Source organism: Geodermatophilus sp. URMC 61, assembly GCF_052931555.1.
The window spans coordinates 828,976-848,135 of sequence record NZ_JBRFHZ010000002.1 but is presented as its reverse complement, the minus strand read 5'-3'; the positions used below and the strand labels follow the sequence as shown (position 1 = coordinate 848,135).

At 75.5% G+C, this 19,160-nt stretch carries 18 protein-coding genes, 1 pseudogene and 1 riboswitch; of the genes and pseudogenes, 7 read left to right on the top strand and 12 right to left on the bottom strand.

The genetic code is table 11. The features are described from left to right. The 3 genes from ACU610_RS04005 to ACU610_RS03995 form a co-directional block, all read right to left on the bottom strand. Positions 1-975: a carbohydrate kinase family protein gene (locus tag ACU610_RS04005; protein ID WP_446766423.1), complete on the bottom strand. Its 975-nt coding sequence runs from the start codon at positions 973-975 to the stop codon at positions 1-3. A gap of 131 nt (positions 976-1,106) precedes the next feature. Then, a complete protein-coding gene (gene ftsH / locus ACU610_RS04000; RefSeq protein WP_446766422.1) occupies positions 1,107-3,086 on the bottom strand; it encodes an ATP-dependent zinc metalloprotease FtsH in 1,980 nt (659 codons plus the stop codon). A gap of 155 nt (positions 3,087-3,241) precedes the next feature. Then, positions 3,242-3,898 carry a CDP-alcohol phosphatidyltransferase family protein gene (locus tag ACU610_RS03995; protein ID WP_446766421.1) on the bottom strand — a complete coding sequence of 219 codons (657 nt, stop codon included), beginning with the start codon at positions 3,896-3,898 and terminating at the stop codon, positions 3,242-3,244. A 57-nt stretch (positions 3,899-3,955) separates the two neighbouring features. Here ACU610_RS03995 and ACU610_RS03990 point away from each other — a divergent pair, with 57 nt between their 5' ends. Then, complete coding sequence (locus tag ACU610_RS03990) at positions 3,956-4,765, top strand: lipase family alpha/beta hydrolase (protein WP_446766420.1); 810 nt, start codon at positions 3,956-3,958, stop codon at positions 4,763-4,765. A gap of 16 nt (positions 4,766-4,781) precedes the next feature. Here the strand turns inward: ACU610_RS03990 and ACU610_RS03985 are convergent, their stop codons facing one another. The 4 genes from ACU610_RS03985 to ACU610_RS03970 all read right to left on the bottom strand — a co-directional run bounded on the left by ACU610_RS03985 (position 4,782) and on the right by ACU610_RS03970 (position 8,735). After that, the gene (locus ACU610_RS03985) at positions 4,782-5,600 is read right to left on the bottom strand and encodes an ABC transporter permease subunit (RefSeq protein WP_446766419.1); all 819 of its coding nucleotides are present in this window, start codon (positions 5,598-5,600) and stop codon (positions 4,782-4,784) included. Beyond that, the gene (locus ACU610_RS03980) at positions 5,597-6,517 is read right to left on the bottom strand and encodes an ABC transporter ATP-binding protein (protein ID WP_446766418.1); all 921 of its coding nucleotides are present in this window, start codon (positions 6,515-6,517) and stop codon (positions 5,597-5,599) included. The genes ACU610_RS03985 and ACU610_RS03980 overlap by 4 nt, the downstream gene beginning before the upstream one ends. Then, the gene (locus tag ACU610_RS03975; RefSeq protein ID WP_446766417.1) at positions 6,505-7,620 is read right to left on the bottom strand and encodes a sigma-E factor regulatory protein RseB domain-containing protein; all 1,116 of its coding nucleotides are present in this window, start codon (positions 7,618-7,620) and stop codon (positions 6,505-6,507) included. Before ACU610_RS03975 ends, ACU610_RS03980 begins: the two co-directional genes overlap by 13 nt. A gap of 170 nt (positions 7,621-7,790) precedes the next feature. Further along, a complete protein-coding gene (locus tag ACU610_RS03970; protein ID WP_446766416.1) occupies positions 7,791-8,735 on the bottom strand; it encodes a DUF808 domain-containing protein in 945 nt (314 codons plus the stop codon). 216 nt (positions 8,736-8,951) lie between these two features. Here ACU610_RS03970 and ACU610_RS03965 point away from each other — a divergent pair, with 216 nt between their 5' ends. Together ACU610_RS03965 and ACU610_RS03960 are read left to right on the top strand one after the other, a co-directional pair. Further along, positions 8,952-9,698, top strand: a complete 747-nt coding sequence (locus ACU610_RS03965) for a hypothetical protein (RefSeq protein WP_446766415.1) — start codon at positions 8,952-8,954, stop codon at positions 9,696-9,698. Between the two features lie 112 nt (positions 9,699-9,810). After that, positions 9,811-10,452, top strand: coding sequence for a hypothetical protein (locus ACU610_RS03960; RefSeq protein WP_446766414.1), 642 nt, complete (start codon positions 9,811-9,813; stop codon positions 10,450-10,452). A gap of 7 nt (positions 10,453-10,459) precedes the next feature. On the opposite strand, the gene ACU610_RS03955 is transcribed toward ACU610_RS03960, so the two are convergent. Continuing rightward, on the bottom strand, positions 10,460-11,695 hold the full coding sequence (locus ACU610_RS03955) for an AI-2E family transporter (RefSeq protein ID WP_446766413.1): 1,236 nt from the start codon (positions 11,693-11,695) through the stop codon (positions 10,460-10,462). A 66-nt stretch (positions 11,696-11,761) separates the two neighbouring features. Beyond that, a complete protein-coding gene (metF, locus tag ACU610_RS03950) occupies positions 11,762-12,664 on the bottom strand; it encodes a methylenetetrahydrofolate reductase [NAD(P)H] (RefSeq protein ID WP_446766412.1) in 903 nt (300 codons plus the stop codon). A 179-nt stretch (positions 12,665-12,843) separates the two neighbouring features. Between metF and ACU610_RS03945 the strand changes: the two genes are divergently transcribed. From ACU610_RS03945 to ACU610_RS03935, 3 genes are all read left to right on the top strand, one after another. Continuing rightward, positions 12,844-13,971 carry a polyprenyl synthetase family protein gene (locus tag ACU610_RS03945; protein WP_446766411.1) on the top strand — a complete coding sequence of 376 codons (1,128 nt, stop codon included), beginning with the start codon at positions 12,844-12,846 and terminating at the stop codon, positions 13,969-13,971. Then, positions 13,971-15,455: a phytoene desaturase family protein gene (crtI, locus tag ACU610_RS03940; RefSeq protein WP_446766410.1), complete on the top strand. Its 1,485-nt coding sequence runs from the start codon at positions 13,971-13,973 to the stop codon at positions 15,453-15,455. Before ACU610_RS03945 ends, crtI begins: the two co-directional genes overlap by 1 nt. A 73-nt stretch (positions 15,456-15,528) precedes the next feature. After that, positions 15,529-16,482: a phytoene/squalene synthase family protein gene (locus ACU610_RS03935; protein ID WP_446766409.1), complete on the top strand. Its 954-nt coding sequence runs from the start codon at positions 15,529-15,531 to the stop codon at positions 16,480-16,482. Here ACU610_RS03935 and ACU610_RS03930 read toward each other — a convergent pair. From ACU610_RS03930 to ACU610_RS03920, 3 genes and pseudogenes are all read right to left on the bottom strand, one after another. After that, positions 16,479-16,643, bottom strand: a pseudogene (locus tag ACU610_RS03930) (lycopene cyclase domain-containing protein); the annotation flags it as partial. The gene ACU610_RS03935 and the pseudogene ACU610_RS03930 sit on opposite strands and share 4 nt — an antisense overlap. A gap of 41 nt (positions 16,644-16,684) precedes the next feature. Then, a complete protein-coding gene (locus tag ACU610_RS03925; protein ID WP_446766408.1) occupies positions 16,685-17,035 on the bottom strand; it encodes a lycopene cyclase domain-containing protein in 351 nt (116 codons plus the stop codon). A gap of 10 nt (positions 17,036-17,045) precedes the next feature. Next, the gene (locus ACU610_RS03920; RefSeq protein WP_446766407.1) at positions 17,046-17,369 is read right to left on the bottom strand and encodes an Rv2175c family DNA-binding protein; all 324 of its coding nucleotides are present in this window, start codon (positions 17,367-17,369) and stop codon (positions 17,046-17,048) included. A 78-nt stretch (positions 17,370-17,447) separates the two neighbouring features. Further along, positions 17,448-17,532, top strand: a riboswitch (ZMP/ZTP riboswitch). 27 nt (positions 17,533-17,559) lie between these two features. On the opposite strand from ACU610_RS03920, the gene ACU610_RS03915 reads away from it, so the two are divergent. Continuing rightward, entirely contained in the window at positions 17,560-19,029 is a 1,470-nt protein-coding gene (locus ACU610_RS03915; RefSeq protein ID WP_446766406.1) for a glycine hydroxymethyltransferase, read from the top strand. Positions 19,030-19,160 lie beyond the last annotated feature (131 nt).

Sequence of the window (19,160 nt, the reverse complement as noted above, 5' to 3'; positions counted from 1 at the left end):
TCACGGCAGGTGCGCGGCGATGTCGTCGGCGGCGTCGCCGCCGAAGGCGTCGGCGAAGCGCTCGAGGAACGGCTCGCGCCGCAGCTCGTACTCCTGGGTGCCGATGACCTCGACGGCCTCCGTCGCGACCGCCGACCCCAGCTGGGTGGCCCGCTCGAGGCCCAGCCCCCACATCCGGCCGGCGATGAACCCGGCGCGCAGCGCGTCGCCGCCGCCCGTGGGCTCGACCGGCTTGGTCTCCGGGACGGCGATGACCTCGATCGGCTCGGCGCCGGCCTGCCGAACGAGCACGCCGTCGGCCGCCCGGGTGGTGATCCAGGTGCCCACCCGGTCGAGCACCTCGGCGTCGCTCCACCCGGTCTTCTGCAGCAGCAGCGCGGCCTCGTACTCGTTGGTGAACAGCAGGTCCGCTCCGTCGACGAGGTCGCGGATCATCTCGCCGTCGGCCCACGCCAGCTGCTGGCTGGGGTCGGCGGCGAAGGCGTAGCCGCGGTCCCGGCACTCCTGGGTGTGCCGCACCATCGCCGTCGGGTCGTTGGGGCCGACGACGACCAGGTCCAGCGGGCCCACTCGGTCGGCGACCGGGGCCAGCTCGATGGACGACGCCTCCGACATCGCACCGGAGTAGAACGACGCGATCTGGTTGTTGGCCACGTCGGTGGTGCAGACGAAGCGGGCCGTGTGCTTGAGCTCCGACCAGTGCACGCTCGCGGTGTCCACGCCGTGCCGGCTGAGCCAGGCCTCGTAGTCGGCGAAGTCGCTGCCCACGGCGCCGACCAGCACCGGCGCGAGGCCGAGGAGCCCCAGGCCGTAGGCCATGTTGGCGCCGGCACCACCGCGGTGCTGCACCAGGTCGTCGACCAGGAACGACAGCGACACATTCTCCATCTGGCCCTCGACGAACTGCTCGGTGAACTTCCCCGGGAAGGTCATCAGGTGGTCGGTGGCGATGGAGCCGGTGACGGCGACGGGCACGGGGCGCTCCCTCGGTGGCGGCGTTCGACGGGACGCCCGGTGGACCGGACGACGACTCCAACACCCTAGGAGCCGCCCGGGTGCCGCGCCGGACGGCGTCGGCTGGCCGGAACCGGTGCCCGCGGGGTCCCTCACGCCGGCACGGTCGCTCCCAGCTGGCGGCCGCTCGGTCGGGGGATGCCGGCGGCGGCGTAGATCTCCGGCTCCTCGAGCGTCTCGTGTTCGAGGAGCTGCTCGACGATGGCCTCGAGCCGGTCCCGGTTCTCCCGCAACAACCTGCGGGCCTCGGCATAGCACTCCTCGCTGATGCGGCGCACCTCCTCGTCGACGGCGTCGAGCAGGGCCTCGGAGACGCCCGCCAGCCGAGGGTCGGCGTCCTTGGGCAGGACGGAGACCGGACCGACGCGCTGTGACATCCCCCACCGGCCGGCCATCGCCCGCGCGATCCGGGTGCTGTTCTCCAGGTCGTTCTCCGCGCCGGTGGTGACCACGCCGAAGACCTCCTCCTCGGCCGCCATGCCACCCAGCGCGCCGATGATGCGCCCGCGCAGGTAGCGCTCGTCGTAGCCGTAGCGGTCGGCCTCCGGGGTGGAGAGGGTGACCCCGAGAGCCCGGCCGCGGGGGATGATCGTGACCTTGCGGACCGGGTCGGCACCGGGCTGCAGCATGCCCAGCAGGGCGTGGCCGGCCTCGTGGTACGCGGTGCGCCGGCGCTCCTCGGGTGGGATCACGACGTCGCGTTCCGCACCGAGCTGGATCCGCTCGAGGGCGTCGGCGAAGTCGCGGGCCGACACGCTGTCCGCACCGCGGCGAGCGGCGCCGATGGCCGCCTGGTTGACCAGGTTGGCCAGGTCGGCACCGGTCATGCCGGGGGTGACGGCGGCGACCTGGTGCAGGTCGACGTCGTCGGCGAGCGGGACGCCGCGGACGTGCACCTGCAGGATCGCGAAGCGACCGTCCAGGTCCGGGGGGTTGACCGTGATGGTGCGGTCGAAGCGGCCGGGACGCAGCAGCGCGGGGTCGAGGACGTCGGGCCGGTTGGTGGCCGCCATGACGACCACCCCCTCGGCGCCGGAGAAACCGTCCATCTCGGTGAGGATCTGGTTGAGCGTCTGCTCGCGCTCGTCGTGCCCGCCGGTGGCGACCGCGCCGCCGCGGGCCCGGCCGATGGTGTCGATCTCGTCGATGAAGACGATCGCCGGGGCCACCTTGCGCGCCTCGGCGAACAGCTCGCGGACCCGCTGGGCCCCGACGCCGACGATCAGCTCGATGAACTCCGACGCGCTGGCCGAGAAGAACGGCACGCCGGCCTCCCCGGCCGTGGCACGGGCCAGCAGCGTCTTGCCGGTCCCGGGTGGGCCGGCGAGCAGGACGCCCTTGGGTGCGCGGGCCCCCAACCGGCGGTACTTCTCCGGGTTGCGCAGGAAGTCCACGACCTCGCTGATCTCGGCCTCGACCTCGTCGATGCCCGCCACGTCGTCGAACGTGACCCGGACGCTCTCCGGGTCGACGGGCTTCCGTCTGCTGCCCCCGCCGAACGGACCGGCGCCCAGCTGGCGCTGCCGCCGGAACAGCCACCAGTAGAAGGCGACCAGCACCAGGATCGGGGCGAAGGAGATCAGCAGGTTCCACAACGCCCCGCGCTGCTCCACCACCGGCTCGGCGCTGACCGTGGCCCCCGCGTCATCGAGGCGGGTGAGCAGGTCGTCCTCGGCGAAGGTCGGGCGCTCGGTGGTGAACTGCCGGTACTCCTCGCCCGAACGACCCGGGACCGGGCGGGCGGCGCGCAGCTCACCCTGGATCGTCGACCCCCGAGCGAAGACCTCCTCCACGTTGCGCGCGTCCACCTGGGCGGAGAACTCGGTGTAGGAGACGGTGACCGGCGCGTCGCCCTGGTCCTGCCAGGTCACCACGGCGAAGAGCAGGACGTAGGCGAGCAGCGCCACGGCGAACGGGCGCAGCCGCCGGAGACGGGAGGGCCGGTCCCCGTCGTCCCGGCCCGGTGGCATGCCCTCGGTGCGCCAGGGGCGTTCGGGCGCCCGGTTCTCCGGCTGGGGGCTGGGCTGGCCGCGACGGGTGGCGCCCGAGGGCCGGCTCGGTCGGTCGTCCATGTGCGGTCTCCCGTGCACTCGACGGCGTTGCCCCCGTCCTACCCCGCCCGGCGCGGGTCGGGCAGTGCCCCCCGACCTGGGGACGTCCTGGAACGGCCACCCTCCCGGGGCCCGCGCCGAGCCTGCGGGGCGTGGGGAGGAGGGTGGTCCTCCCTTCAGTCGGCCAGCGCCCGCCGCAGCGCCGTCCCCAGCTGGGCGACGCCGACGACGCCCAGCAGGCAACCGGCCGCCGTCCCGCAGGTGACCACCACAGCGGACCAGCCGAGGCCCGCCACCACCCCGGCTCCGCCGAGGGTGAAGCCGGTCATCGCGACCCGGGTGGGGCGCTCCCAGACCGACAGCTCCCCTGTCTCGGCGACGCCGGCCTGCCCGGCCCGGGCGCGCAGGTAGTCCGGCAGCCAGCACAGCCCCCCGAACGCCGCGGCCAGCCAGCCGGGGGCGCCGGCCACCCAGAGCGCGGCGGCGAACGCCCCCTCGCTGAGCCGGTCGACGGCCGAGTCGAGGACGAAGCCGCGGCGCGAGGCCCGCCCGGTCCCGATGGCCAGCGCCCCGTCGAGCCCGTCGAGGACGGCGGAGAGCCCGACCAGCACCCCCGCGAGCACCAGCCACGGGCCACCGACCGCGGCGGGGACGACAGCGGCCGCCGCGACGAGCAGCCCCGCGACGGTCACCGCGACCGGTGGCAGCCCGGCGACCCGCCGGGCCAGCGCGTACACCCCGGACAGCCAGCCGTGCACCAGCCGGCTGGCCGCCGGGTCGGCTCCGCCGTGCCACCTCGACCAGGCGGCGAGGTACTCCTCGCGGCTCAGCACGGCGCCCGCTCCACCAGCGCAGTCCACCAGGCGCGGCGGGCCAGGGACAGTGGAGGGGTGCTCGCCGGTCTCTCCCCCGCCCGACGCCGCCTGGTCGTCACGCTCCTGGCCCTCGTGGTCGTCGCCGTGCTGGTCACCGGGGCGGCGCTGCTCCTGGGCCGGACGTCGGGCGCCGCGGGCCGCGAGCCGGTGTCCCAGGGGACGCCCGGCCCGGTGCTGCTCGTGCCCGGCTACGGCGGCTCGACCGCGTCGCTGCAGTCGCTGGCCGACCGGCTGACCGCGGAGGGGCGCGACGCCACGGTGGTCGACGTGCCCGGCGACGGCACCGGTGACCTCGGCGCCGCGGCCGACGCGCTCGCCGAGGCCGCCGACGCGGTCCTGGTGCGCACCGGCGCGGACAGCGTGGACGTCGTCGGCTACTCCGCCGGCGGCGTGATCGCCCGGTTGTGGGCGGCGGACGGCGGCGCGGCCGTCGCCCGGCGGGTGGTCACCCTCGGCGCTCCGCACCACGGCACGACGCTGGCCGACCTGGCCGGGCAGCTGGGACCGGAGCAGTGCCCCGAGGCCTGTCGTCAGCTCGCCACGGCGAGTCCGCTGCTCGCCGGGCTCAACGCCGGCGACGAGACGCCGGAGGGGCCGGCCTGGATCTCGATCTGGACCACGCAGGACCAGACGGTGACCCCGCCGGAGTCCGCCCGGCTGGAGGGCGCGATGGAGCTGCCGGTGCAGTCGGTGTGCCCCGGCGCCCGCGTCGGCCACGGCGACCTGCCGCGCGACCCGCTGGTGCAGGCGATGGTGCTCGAGGAGCTGGGCGCCGCCCCGCCGGCCGCGCTGGGACCGGCGGACTGCGCCCGCCTCGGCGGCTGACGAGGCGGTCCTGCTCCTAGCTGGTGACGTCCTTGGTGGTGAAGTTCGCCCAGGCCGCGGCCAGCAGCACGCCGACGTAGACGCCCTGCAGCGCCAGCCCGCGGACGACGTCCCGCCACAGGATCGGGTCGCGGAACAGGTCGACGAAGGCCAGCCAGTACCGGGTCGGCAGGTAGGGCGCGATCGGGGAGGCGGCGTCCAGCGTGAACAGCAGCGAGGAGGTGACCAGCACCGCCAGCGCGCCGAGCGCGGCGGCCAGCGGCGAGTCGGTGAGCGTGGAGAAGAACAGCCCGAAGGCGGCGACGCCGAGCATGGAGACCGTCACGTAGCCGATGGCCATGAGGCTGCGGCCGGCCAGCTCCTGCTGGGTCAGCGAGGTCCCCGACACCGACGTCGTCGCGCCGGCGGCGACGGGCTGGGCCTCGAACAGCGTCGTCCCGACGACGTAGCCCACCGCGGCGACGACGACCACGGTGACCAGCACGAACGCCATGAGCGCGACCAGCTTGGCCAGGAGCAGCCGGGTGCGGCCGGCCGGCCGGACCAGCAGGTAGCGCAGCGTGCCCGCCTGTGCCTCGCCGGCGACGGCGTCGCCCGCCACGACGGCCACCGCTATGGGCAGGAACAGCGGCAGCACGATGGCCAGCGCCGCCAGCGGGAACAGCGCGCCGTTGGTGAGGACGGCGGAGAGGAACGGCGGGCCCTCCCCGGGCCGCGGCGCCAGGTCGGTCAGCTGCACCAGGACGGCGACCAGCACCGGCAGCGCGTTGAGGACGGCGATCGTCACCCAGGTGCGGGGACGGCGGAACATCTTGCGCAGCTCGACGCCGATCACCGGGCCGCCTCCACCCGGTCGGCGCTCGTGCCGGCCGCGGCGAGCACGACCTCCTCGAGGGTGGGCCGCTGCAGGGCCAGACCGGTGACCGGCACGCCGGCGCCGACGAGCAGCGCGTTGACCTCGGCCGGGTCGGCGCCGCGCACCAGCACGCGCGAGCCCTCGACGGCGAGCACCCGGCCGTCGAGCACCGCCCGCACCCGGTCGGCGGCCGGGGTGTCCACCACCGTCGCGCCGGTGGGCGCGGTCAGCCGGGCCAGCTCGTCCTGCAGCACCAGCCGGCCGCGGTCGAGCACGCCGACGCGGGTGCACAGCTGCTCGACCTCGGCCAGCAGGTGGCTGGAGAGGAACACCGTCGTCCCGCCGCGGTGCAGCTCGAGCAGCAGCTCGCGGATCTCGGTGATGCCCTGCGGGTCCAGCCCGTTGGTCGGCTCGTCCAGCACCAGCAGTTCCGGACGGCGCAGCAGCGCGGCGGCCAGGCCGAGCCGCTGCCGCATGCCGAGGGAGTAGGCGCGCACCGGCCGGCGGTCGATGCCGCCGAGGCCCACCTGCTCGAGCACCTCCCCGATGCGGGCGCGGCGGGTGCGCCGGGAGCCGCCGGGCCCGGCCGCGTCGATCAGCGCGAGGTTGGCCCGGCCGGACAGGTGCCCGTGGTGCGCCGGCCCCTCGACCAGCGCGCCCACCCGGGGCAGCACCCGGCGGCCGGCGCGGGGCATCCGCTCCCCCAGCAGCTCGACCTCGCCGGCGGTCGGCAGCACCAGGCCCAGGAGCATCCGCACCGTCGTCGTCTTGCCCGAGCCGTTGGCGCCGAGGAAGCCGTAGACGTCACCGGCGCGGACGTCGAGGTCGATGCCGTCCACCGCACGCAGCCGGCCGTAGCGCTTGACCAGCCCCCGGGTGCGGATCACCGCGTCCACGAGACGGCTCCCAGCAGGCGGCGGGCGGCGTCGGCGAGCGCGTCGGGAGTGACCGTGCCGGTGAGGACGTAGGACGGCCCGTCCACCGGGTCGACGAGCATGAGGCCGAGCGGGCCGGCGGCGACCCGGGTGCCGAGCTCGTCGGTGACGGCGTCGGGGCTGGCGGTCAGCGTCTCGCGCAGCCCCCCGGCCAGCCGTCCCGGCACCGGCGCGGCCGCCAGCAGCGTGATCCCGCGGCCGTACACCCCGACCGCGTCGGGCACGCCCGCGAAACCCCGCCGCGACAGGCCGGCCAGCTCCCGCGGTAGTGGCACGTCCGGCGCCCGCTCCTCGGCCTGGGCGATCAGCTCCTCGGTGTCCGGCGCGGTGAGCACGGTGGCATCCGGCGGCGGGGCGAACGCCACGACGTCCGCCGGGGGGACGGCGAGGTCGAGGTCGAGGAAGCGGGTGTCCAGTGCCGGGAGGGCGGCCCCCTCGGCGAACACCTCCACCTGCAGCGGCAGCCCGCTGGCGGGGTCGACCCACACGTCGACCCGGCCCACCGACGAGGCGGCGTCGGCCGGCACCACGCGCAGCCCGAGCGCGTCGCGGCCGGCCACCCGGCGGGCGCCGACGCGGGAGAGCTCGTCGTCGGCTGCCTCGGACAGCAGCCGCCGGCCGAGCGCGGCGGGCAGCAGGTCCGGCGGGGTGGGCAGCGCCAGCGACGCCGGGGCGCCGCGGGTGGCGGTCGCGGCCTCGAAGTCCCAGGTCCAGGTGACGCCGGGGGTGCGGTGCACGCCGGTCTCCCCCGCTCCGCTCACCACGTCGACCCGGTGCTCCTCCGGTCCGCGCCACCACACCCGCATGAGCGTGCGGTCGCTGAACAGGTCGGCGACGTCGGTGAGCCGCTCGGACACCGGGAGCGCCAGCCCGCCCGCGGAGACCGCGTAGCCGGAGAAGCCGACGTCCGCACTGGCCAGCACGGCAGCCCGGAGCTCGGTGGCGGGGACCTCGGTGTCGTCGGCGGGCAGGGCCGCGACGACCGACGGCAGGGCGACCAGGGCCGCGACGAGCAGCCCGACGGCAGCCCACCGCCCGAGCGCGCCCCTCCCCCGTGCGGCCATGCGTCCCACGGTACGTGCGCGGGGCCCCGGGCCGGCCTCCTGCCGGCGGAAGGACCCCGTCCTCCTCACGCCTCGTGGAAGGACCCCCTGCCCCCCACCACTCGCGAGCTCGCGGCGGGACCCTGCAGGGGGCCAGCGAGCCCCGGGACGGGGCCGGGGACGGGGTGCTCTCAGTGCGAGCCGGTGTGCGCCTTGCGCCGGTGCACCGTGAGGTTCATGACGAGCACGATCACCGCCCCGACGACGAGCCCGACGACCGCACTGGCGAGGGTGTTGACGAGCCACCCGACGACCCCGCCGAGGGCCCCGGTGGCCTCGTGCGCCAGCTCCTCCAGGTGGTGCACGGCGCCGTACACGGCGTGCAGGCCCAGCTCGTCGGAGCCGACCAGCAGGATGTGACCACCGACCCACAGCATCGCGGCGGTCCCGATCACGGTGATGACGGCCAGCACCCGGGGCATCGCCCTGACCAGCCCGTGGCCGAACCGGGCCACGCCCTTCCCGGGCCGCTGGGACAGGCTCAGGCCGACGTCGTCCATCTTCACGATGAGCCCGACGACGCCGTAGACGAGGACCGTGATGCCGACCGCGACAAGGGCGAGGATCGCCGCCCGGGAGAGGAACGGCTGGTCGACCACCTCGTTCAGCGAGATGACCATGATCTCCGCCGAGAGGATGAAGTCGGTGCGCACCGCCCCGGACACGATGCTGTCCTCGTCCCGCGGCGTCTCCTCGCCCGCGGTGTGGTCGTCGTGGCCGCCGCGGAGCTTGTGCCACACCTTCTCCGCGCCCTCGTAGGAGAGGTAGGCGCCGCCGAGCATGAGGATCGGGGTCAGGAGCCACGGCAGGAACTGGCTGAGCAGCAGCACCGCGGGCAGCAGGATGAGCAGCTTGTTGCGCAGCGAGCCCTTGGCGATGCGCTTGATGATCGGGATCTCGCGCTCCGCGGCCAGGCCGTGCACGTACTGCGGCGTGACGGCGGTGTCGTCGACGACGACACCGGCGGCCTTCGCGCTGGCCTTCCCAGCGGCGAGCCCGATGTCGTCGACGGACGCGGCGGCGGCGCGCGCCAGCGTCGCCACGTCGTCGAACAGGGCTACGAGTCCACCCGCCACGCCGAACTCCTTCCGATGTCCCAGCACCCGTGCGCTGTCCCAGTGATCCTGGTGTGTCCGGCGGTCCTGCGCGCGGCCACCTGCTCAGTGTTCCCTGACGGGCGTACCCGGCCGGGACACGCTGAACGCCCCGTCCGGGGTTCGCGTCCTCCGGCGGCCAGGACGGGCACCCTGGGGCGACGGGCTGGTCACGGAGCGCAGCAGGAGGGCAGGAGAGTGCGGACGGCGGACGGCCAGGGCGCGGCGCTGTGGCGCGACCGGTACCTCACCGAGGGCCGGCTGGTCGTCGTCCGATCACCCCGGCGCGAGCCGTCGTCCCGGCGCGCGCGCCTGCACGAGGCCGCCGCCCGGCTGGACCGGGCCGCCCGCACCCGGCTGGGACTGCCGTCCCCTCCTCCCGAGGCGGCCTCCCCGGCACCCGAGGCGGCCTTCGCGGCCTGGGACACCACGGAGGCGCGCGTCGCCGCGGCCGCCGGGCGGGCGTGGGCGGAGACGGTGCGCGAGCCGTCGTGGTCCTCGCCGCTGCTGGCGGCCAGCCGCTTCGACGGCCAGGCCGAGGTCGACCGCATCGTCGACCTCGCACTGCGCATCCGGTCGGCCCGCGTCTCCCTCGGGGTGCGCCCGGTCGGGACGGCGGCGGAGTACTGGGACCGCCAGTCCGCCGCCCTGGAGGCCGCCGCGCTCCGGCTCGGGTACCGCGCCGACGCGCTGATCCGCTACCGCGACCAGGCCGCGCTGCTCTCGGCGGAGCTGCGTCAGCTGGCCGACCTGGAGCGGCTGGAGCGCAGCGCCGCGGAGGTCGACGGGATCACGGCCGCGACGTCGGCACTGCCCGGCCGGGGGGAGGGCGACCTGCGCGCGGTGACCGACGAGGTCGCCGCGGTGCGCGGCGCGGTGACCGAGCTGGTGGCACTCATGACCCGCACCCGCGCGCCGCTGGCCGAGCCGCCGGACCCGGCCTGACGCCGCGGTGCCGTGCGCTCGAGGCGCATCCCAGGACGGACGGCGCCCCCGACGGACATCGCGCGGGCAAGCCGACGCATGGCTCGGCGGCGACCGCGGGTAGAGCGATCCCATGGCGCCTCCCATCAGTGACGCGGTCGTCGTCGACGTCCTCCGCCGGGTCGACCGGCTGACCGCCCCACTGGTCCGCCGGCTGGGCCGGCCTCCGGAGCTGCCGGCGGCCGAGCGGGAGCAGTGGTGGGCCGACCGGGTCTCCCGGATCGGGGCCGGTGTCAGCGCCGCCCCCCGCCTCGCCGGCAAGCTCGCCGACCTGCTGCCGCTGCAGAACACGGTCGGCTCCGCGGTGCAGGCCGTGGTGGTCGGCGGCGTGGCCACCGAGCACGGGATCGAGGCCCCGGCCGAGCGGGTGTCGCTGCTGGCCCACGTGCTCCTCGACCGTCACCTCCCCGCGCCGCGGGTGGAGCCGCTGCTGCAGCGGGCGCCCGGCACCTATGCCGAGGAGGCGTTCGGCGCGCGGCAGGACCGCGCAGGTCTGTGGGGGAACCTCCGCACGATCTGGCGGGTGGCCCGGCTGCTCAGCCGCATCGACGACACCCTCGACGCCCGCCCCAAGGGCAAGCTGCGTCACCGGTTCCTGGCCAACCTGCCGGTGGTCGGCGTCGTCGGTGGCTACGCCGCCGAGCGGGAGGCGCTGCGCCGGGCCGCGGCGGCGGCCGCGGCGCTCGCGAGCGCGCCGGCACGCGTCAGTGCGTAGGCCCGGGTCACCCCGGAGCGGGCCCCGCGGGTCGACTCCACAGCCAGCTCCGGTGGGGCCGTGCCGGTACCGGCGCCGGATCCGGGAGGTTGGTCAGCGCCGCGTGGAGGGCGGCGGTGAACGGCACGGCCAGCAGGGCACCGGCGAGGCCCGCCACGAGCGCCCCAGCGGTGATCACCACGGCCACCACGAACGGGTGCAGCCGGACGTAGCGCCCGACGAGGAACGGCTGCAGGACGTGCGCCTCGACCTGGTTGTCGACCAGCAGGACGGCGATCAGCACGACCGCCGACACCAGGCCGTGCGTGGCGAAGGCGACCAGTACCGCCAGGCCGCCGGCGAGGACCGCCCCGACGAGCGGGACGAAGCTGCCCAGGAAGACCACGATGGCCAGCGGCGCCACGAGGGGGACCCGGAGCACGAGCAGGGTGACCGTGACCACCAACGCGTGGAAGACCGCGATCACCACGGTGCCCCGCACCCACCCCGAGAGCCGGGACCAGGCCGGCACCCCCGCACGCACGGCCCGGGGCCGCGCAGGCACCGGCAGCCGCGTGACCAGCCAGGTCCACATCCGGTCGCCGTCGGTGAGCAGGATGATCGTCAGCAGCAGCGTGAGGACCACGCCCGTGAGCACCTCGGCTGCGGTCTGCAGGCCGGTGAGCACGCCGGTGGCGAACGACCCGCTGCCGGACTGCAGGTACACCACCAGCTGGTCGCGCAGCCGCAGCAGCGTGTCGTTGCTCAGCGGCAGCTGCCGGACCGCCCGCTCCAGCGCGGCCGACAGCGTGGGCACCTCGGCGACGGCCCGCTGCACCACCCAGGTGAGCACGGCGGCGACGACCAGCACCATCCCCACCACCGCGACCGCGGTGGACGACCCACGGGACAGCCCCCGCCGCCGCAGGGCCGAGACGAGGGGGGAGAGCAGGGCGGTGAGCAGCAGAGCCGCGGCCATCGGCAGGGAGACCAGGTAGAGCGTCTCCGCGGCGCGCAGCAACAGGACCGCCATCAACGCCAGGAGCAGCAGCCGCCACCCCCATCCGGCGAGGTCGACCAGCAGGGGCGGAACGGGCATCCGGGCCGGCCCCCCGACGGCGGGCTCGCCGGCGACCGGTTCTGCCGGCGGCTCGTCCCCCGGGCCAGCGGCGGGAGCCGCCACGGTCGCGTCGACGCCGCGGGGCCCGTCGTCGCCCACGACCGGGCCACCGTCTCGCCCGCCCGCCCGCCGGGATGCGGTCACCTCGCCATGGTCACCCGTGCGGACGGTCCCGACGAGGCCTGCGGTCGCGCCGCGACGGGCCCGGACTCAGTGAGACGTGCCGACCGCCACCAGGTTGGCGTGCACCTCGCGGGTCGCCGTCGACCGGTTCATGGTGATGAAGTGGATGCCCGGGACCCCCTCGTCGAGCAGCGTCCGGCACAGCTCGGTGGCCACCTCGACGCCGTAGGCCCGCACCGCGGCCCTCGCCTCGGGGGTGTCGCCGTCCAGCTCGGCGAAGCGGTCGGCCAGGTGCTCGGGGAAGGCCTGCCCGGACAGCTGCACGATCCGGGTGATCTGCCGGGCGTTGGTCACCGGCATGACCCCGGCGATGATCGGCACCTCGCAGCCGGTGGCGGCCACCCGGTCGCGCATCCGCAGGTAGTCCTCCGGCCGGAAGAACATCTGCGTGATCGCGAAGTCGGCGCCGGCCCGGCACTTGCGCACGAACATCTCGACGTCCGTCTCGAAGTCCGGCGACCGCGGGTGCCGCTCGGGGAAGGCGGCCACGCCGACCGAGAAGTCCCCCATGGAGCGGATCAGCTCGACCAGCTCGGCGGCGTACGTCAGCCCCTCCGGGTGGGCCACCCACTCCGCCTGCGGGTCCGCCCCCGGGGGGTCGCCGCGCAGCGCCAGCAGGTTGCGCACCCCCACCGCGGCGAGCCGGCTGACCACGTTCCGGAGCTCCGCGACGCTGTGGTCGACCGCGGTCAGGTGGGCCAGCGGGGTCATCGTCGTCTCGGTGGCGATGCGCTCCGTCACCGACACGGTGCCCTCGCGGGTCGACCCGCCGGCGCCGTAGGTGACGGACACGAACGACGGGTGCAGCCGCTCGAGCTCGCGCAGCGCCGTCCACAGCTGGGTGGCGCCCTCGGGGTTCTTGGGCGGGAAGAACTCGAAGGACCACGTCGGCCGGCTCTCGGCGAGCAGCTCGCGCACGGTCCGGGTCATGGACAGCGAGGATACGGACCCGCCGCCGACCGGCCCGCGCTGCATCCGCCCGGCACGCCGCCGGAGAAGGTCCTCCGGCACCGCCGCACACCCGGCTCCAGGAGGCAGACCCCGTGGCCCTGACCCACTCCGCCCGGATCCCGGCCGCGCCTGATCGAGTCGCGCGCGATACTCGGTCCGTGACCGCCGGGGCGCAGCAGCGCGAGACACCCGCCCTCCCCCCGGCTCCTCCGCCGACCACCGCCGAGATCGACCGCGTGCGCGCGGCCGTCTGGACGGCGCTCTCGGACTTCCTCGAGGAGCAGCGCGAGACCCTGGCGGCGATGGACCAGTCGCTGCTCCCGGTGATCGACGAGGTCTGCGCCCTGGCCGATGGCGGCAAGCGGCTGCGCCCCCTGTTCGCCTACTGGGGCTGGCGCGGCGTCCGCGGCGAGGGCCCCGGGGAGTCCGACGCGGCGGTGCTGCGGGCGGTCGCCGCGCTGGAGTTCGTGCACGCCAGCGCGCTGGTGCACGACGACGTGATGGACGGCGCGCTGACCCGCCGCGGTCGCCCGGCCACCCACGTCGGCTTCGCCTCCCGCCACGGGGACGGCGCGCTGGCCGGGGACGGCGACGCCTTCGGGGTGGGCGCGGCGATCCTCGTCGGCGACCTCGCGCTGGTGTGGTCCGACGAGCTGCTGCGCTGCTCGGGCATCTCCCCCGCCGCGCTCTCCCGGGCCCGCGAGGTCTGGGACACCATGCGCACCGAGGTGACCGCCGGGCAGTACCTGGACCTGCTGCGCGCCGCGGGCGGCCTGCCCGGCGTGCAGGGCGCGCTCACCGTGGCCCGCTACAAGAGCGCCGGATACACCGTGCAGCGGCCGCTGCAGCTGGGCGCCGCCATCGCCGGCGCCGGCGAGCGCGCCGCCGAGGTCTACACCGCGATCGGCCTCCCCCTCGGCGAGGCGTTCCAGCTGCGCGACGACGTCCTCGGGGTGTTCGGCGACCCGTCGGTCACCGGCAAGTCCGCCGACGACGACCTGCGCGAGGGCAAGCAGACGCTGCTGGTGGCGCTGGCCGAGGAGGCCGCGGACGACGACGGGCGGCGGCTGCTCACCGAGTTCCTCGGCAACCCCGAGGCCGGGCCCGAGGAGTTCGACGCGCTGCGGGCGCTCATCGAGGCCACCAGCGCCCGCGCCCAGGTCGAGCAGCGGATCGCCGAGCGCACGACGCTCGCCCGCACCGCCATCGCCGAGGCCCCGCTGGCCGACGACGCGCGCGCCGCCCTCGACGCGCTCGCCGTCGCCGCGACCACCCGCACCGCCTGATGGTCCGCACCGTCCCCGGGCGCACCGACCGGGTCGTCGTCGTGGGCGCCGGCCTCGCCGGGCTCTCGGCGGCCCTGCGGCTGCGCGGCGCCGGCCGGGAGGTCACCGTCGTCGAGCGCGCCGCGGGCCCCGGCGGGCGCGCCGGGCGGGTCGAGGAGCGCGGCTACGCCCTCGACACCGGCCCGTCGGTGTTCACCGCCCCCCAGCTGGTCGATGACGCCCTCGCCGCGGTCGGCGAGAAGCTCGAGGACCGGCTGCAGATGGTCCCGCTGGAGACCACCTACCGCGCACAGTTCGCCGACGGCTCGCACCTCGACGTGCACGCCGACGTCGACGCGTTCGCCGCCGAGGTGGAGGCGCTGTGCGGGCCGGGCGAGGCGGCGGCGCTGCGCCGCTACCTGGCCGACCTGGCCGCGCTCTACCGGCTGCAGCTGACCACCTTCATCGACCGCAACCTCGACACCCCGCTGGACCTGCTGGGCCCCGAGCTCGTGCAGCTGGCCCGGCGCGGCGGCTTCGGCCGGCTGTCCCGGCACGTCGAGCGGCACTTCACCGACGAGCGGTTGCGCCGGCTGTTCAGCTTCCAGGCCCTCTACGCCGGGGTCTCGCCGTACCGCGCGATCGCCGCCTACGCCGTCATCGCCCAGCTCGACATCGGCGCCGGCGTCTGGCACCCGGTGGGCGGGATCGCCGCCGTCCCCCGCGCGATGGCCGCCGCGGCCGCCGACGCGGGGGTCGGGTTCCACTACGCCACCGGCGTGCGCGAGCTGGAGGTCGGCGGGTCGCGCGTCACCGGCGTGCTGCTGGACGACGGCGAGCGGCTGCCCGCCGACGCCGTCGTCGTCACCGTCGACCGGCCGGAGACGCTGGTGCCCGGGTTCCGGCAGGTGCGACGGCCGGTGTACTCGCCGTCCTGCGTCGCGGTGCACCTGGGCGTGCGCGCCGAGCTGCCCGGCCAGGCGCACCACACGATCAGCTTCGGCGCCGCCTGGCGGGAGGTCTTCCGCGAGCTCACCGTCGAGGGCCGCCCGATGACCGACCCGAGCCTGCTGGTCAGCATGCCGTCGCGCACCGACCGCAGCCTCGCCCCGGAGGGCGGCCAGGTGCTGAGCATCGTCGCGCCGACCCCGAACCTCGACCCGCACAGCGGCGGCAACCCCGACCTGGACTGGACGACGCTGGGCCCCCGCTACCGCGACGAGGTGCTCGGCGTGCTGGAGGTGCGCGGCTGGACGGGGCTGATCGGCGCGATCGAGGTCGAGCACGTCGACACCCCGCTGACCTGGGCGGCGCAGGGCATGGCCGCCGGGACGCCGTTCGCGCTCGCGCACACCTTCGGCCAGACCGGCCCGTTCCGGACCCCGACGCTGCCCCGGCGCGGCCCGGAGAACGTCGTCCTCGCCGGCTCCTCGGTGCAACCCGGCGTCGGCGTGCCCATGGTCGTCATCAGCGGCCGGCTGGCCGCGGAGAGGATCACCGGGTGACCGAGCTGGCGAGGTCACCCGGTGACACACCATCGGCGGGCACGCCAGCGACGAGCGCCAGCGAGGAGCAGACGTGACCCTCACCGACCCGCCGCGCACGCAGGCCGAGCGGCAGGCGCTGCTCGACGCCGCCTACCGGCACTGCGCGGCCATCAACGCCGAGCACGGCAAGAGCTACCACCTGGCCACCCGGCTGCTCACCGCCGACCGTCGGCCGGCGGTCCACGCCCTCTACGCCGCCGCCCGCACCGCCGACGACCTCGTCGACCACCCCGGCCCCGACCCGGCCGGCGACCTCGCCGAGTGGTCCCGCGCGGTGCTCGCCGAGCTGGAGGCCGGCTGGTCCGACGACCCGGTGCGGCTGGCCCTGGTGCACACCTACCGCCGGTACGACATCCCCGTCGAGCACCTGGTCGACTTCCTCGCCGCGATGACCAGCGACCTCGAGGTCACCGGGTACGCCGACATGGACGCCCTCGACCGCTACATGTGGGGCTCGGCGTCGGTCATCGGCCTGCAGGTGCTCCCCGTGCTCGGCACCGCGCCGGGCGTGGCCCGCGAGGAGGCCGCCCCGCACGCCATCGCTCTGGGCGAGGCGTTCCAGCTGACCAACTTCCTGCGCGACGTCGCCGAGGACGTCGACCGCGGCCGGGTCTACCTCCCGGCCGACCTCATGGCCGCGCACGGCGTCACCCGCGAGCAGCTCGCCGACAAGCGGTACGACGGGAACTTCCGCGCGCTGATGCGGGAGATGGTCGCCATCGTGCGCCGCCGCTACGACGACGCCGCCCCGGGGACGCCGATGCTCGCGCCGGAGTCCCGCGACTGCGTGCGCGCGGCCACCGACCTCTACGGCGGCATCCTCACCGAGATCGAGCGGGCCGACTACCGGGTGCTCGACCGCCGGGTGCGGGTCTCCAGGCCGCGGCGCCTGGCGGTGTTCGCCCGCCGGTTGACCGCGGCCCAGCTGGCCAGGGTCAGGGTGACCATGGCGAAGCCGAACAGCAGGTCCTCGACCGGCGCGTAGGCGATCCGCGGGCCCCAGATCGTGTCCGGGTCGTAGGTGACGACCTCGAGCCCGGTCAGCACGCCGTTCATCAGCAGCTGGAACGTGATGATGATCGCGTAGGCCACCCAGAACACCGGCCGGGTGACCATCCGGGTGCGGTAGACGGCCAGGTCCAGCACGAGGACGGCGACCACCGCCAGCACGGCCAGCGTCGAGTAGCTCACCGGCCGGTCCCGGCTTCCTCCGCGGGGTAGCCGGCGTCCCAGCCGGTCACCTTGCGCACGGCCTCCAGCGCCAGCACCGAGCACAGCGGGACGACGAGGAAGAACAGCACCTCCTCGACGGGGATGCCACCGGGCAGCCGGACGCCGAGGGTGAGCTCGTCGGAGTAGTCCCAGTGCCCCTGCGCGATGGCGTAGAGCACCCACACCACGAAGACGACGAACTCCGGGGCCACCGCCACCAGCAGCCGCCGCCAGCGGGCGTACACCCGCACCCGCAGGAACAGCTCGAGCGGTGCGGTGACGACCAGGCAGCCGGCGAGCAGCGCCAGGTACGTCAGGTGCCCCACGCGCGCGCCGTCAGAAGGCCAGGGCCTGCGCCCGGCGGGTGACCTCGGTGTGCCGGTCGCTGCGCAGCGCCTCCACGGGGGTGCCCGGCAGCGTCTCGTCGGCGCGGAACAGCCACTCGAAGGCCTCCTCGTCGCTGAACCCGCCGTCCCTGAGCACGGTGATCAGGCCGGGCAGGTGCTTGAGGACGGCGCCGTCCTGGAGGAAGTCGGCCGGGATCCGGCTGTTGCCGCTGCCGGGGACGGCCATGAGCTTGTGCTCGCGCAGCAGCTGCCGGACCCGGTTCGGCGAGACCCCCAGTACGCCGGCGACCTCAGCGGGGGTGAGCGTCTCCATGACGACCGAGCCTATGACCCCACCGCGGTCCGCCGTGCCCGGGACGCCGACCCGCCGTCCAGCTGCCCCGATACGATGGGCTGGGGCCGTGACTGGCGCTGCTGAGGTGGACCACCACCGGGGAGCGGCCCGCACCACCCCGCCGGGCGCCTGGGCACCCACCCGTCGTCCCCTCGCGCTGGAGCCCCCCATGACCGCCACCACCACCACCTCCGCCGCCGAGATCGCCTCGGCCGCCTACCGCAACGCGCTGCAGGTCATCGGGGCGGTCGAGCCCCGGGTGGCCGACGCGATCGGCGCGGAGCTCGCCGACCAGCGGGCCTCGCTGAAGCTGATCGCCAGCGAGAACTACGCCAGCCCCGCCGTGCTGCTCACCATGGGCAACTGGCTGTCGGACAAGTACGCCGAGGGCACCGTCGGGCACCGCTTCTACGCCGGCTGCCAGAACGTGGACACCGTCGAGGCGCTGGCCGCCGAGCACGCCCGCGAGCTGTTCGGCGCGCCGTACGCCTACGTGCAGCCGCACTCGGGCATCGACGCCAACCTGGTCGCCTTCTGGGCGGTGCTGGCCTCCCGCGTCGAGTCCCCGGCGCTGGAGAAGGCCGGCGTCCGGCACGTCAACGAGCTGAGCGACTCCGACTGGTCGACGCTGCGCCACCAGCTCGGCGACCAGCGGATGCTCGGCATGTCCCTCGACGCCGGCGGCCACCTCACCCACGGCTTCCGCCCGAACATCAGCGGCAAGATGTTCGAGCAGTCCTCCTACGGCACCGACCCCGAGACCGGGCTGCTCGACTACGACGCCGTCCGCGAGCGGGCCCGGGAGTTCCGGCCGTTGATCCTCATGGCCGGGTACTCGGCCTACCCGCGCCGGGTGGACTTCGCCCGGATGCGCGAGATCGCCGACGAGGTGGGCGCCACGCTCGTCGTCGACATGGCCCACTTCGCCGGCCTGGTCGCCGGGAAGGTGTTCACCGGCGACTTCGACCCGGTGCCGCACGCCCACGTCGTCACGACGACGACGCACAAGTCCCTGCGCGGCCCGCGCGGCGGCATGGTGCTGGCCCAGCCCGAGTACGCCGAGGCCGTCGACCGCGGCTGCCCGATGGTGCTCGGCGGCCCGCTGCCGCACGTCATGGCCGCCAAGGCCGTCGCCTTCGCCGAGGCCCGCCAGCCCGCCTTCGCCGGGTACGCGCAGCGCGTCGTCGACAACGCCGTCTCCCTCGCCGAGGGGCTGACCCGCCGCGGCGCGCGGCTGGTCACCGGCGGCACCGACAACCACCTGGTGCTCGTCGACGTGTCCGGTTTCGGCCTCACCGGCCGCCAGGCCGAGTCCGCGCTGCTGGACGCGGGCATCGTGACCAACCGCAACGCCGTCCCGGCCGACCCCAACGGCGCCTGGTACACCTCCGGCATCCGGCTGGGCACCCCGGCGCTGACGACCCGCGGCTTCGGGGCGGACGAGTTCGACCGCACCGCCGAGCTGATCGTCGACGTCCTGTCGAACACGACGCCGACCGCCACCCGCGACGGGTCGCCGTCCAAGGCGAGGTACGCGACCGCCGACGGCCTGGCCGACCGGACCCGCGCCGCGGCCGCCGAGCTGCTGGACCGCCACCCGCTCTACCCCGGCCTGGAACTGGGCGGCGACCTGGCCTGAGCGGGGGCTCCACGCCACCGGGGGACGGCACCCGGCCGCAGGTCCCGCCGAGCGGGGCCGGAGGCTCCCCCGAGGGGGACGGTTGAAGGACCCCGTCCTCCTCACCGCTCGCAGGCTCGCGGCGAGCCTCT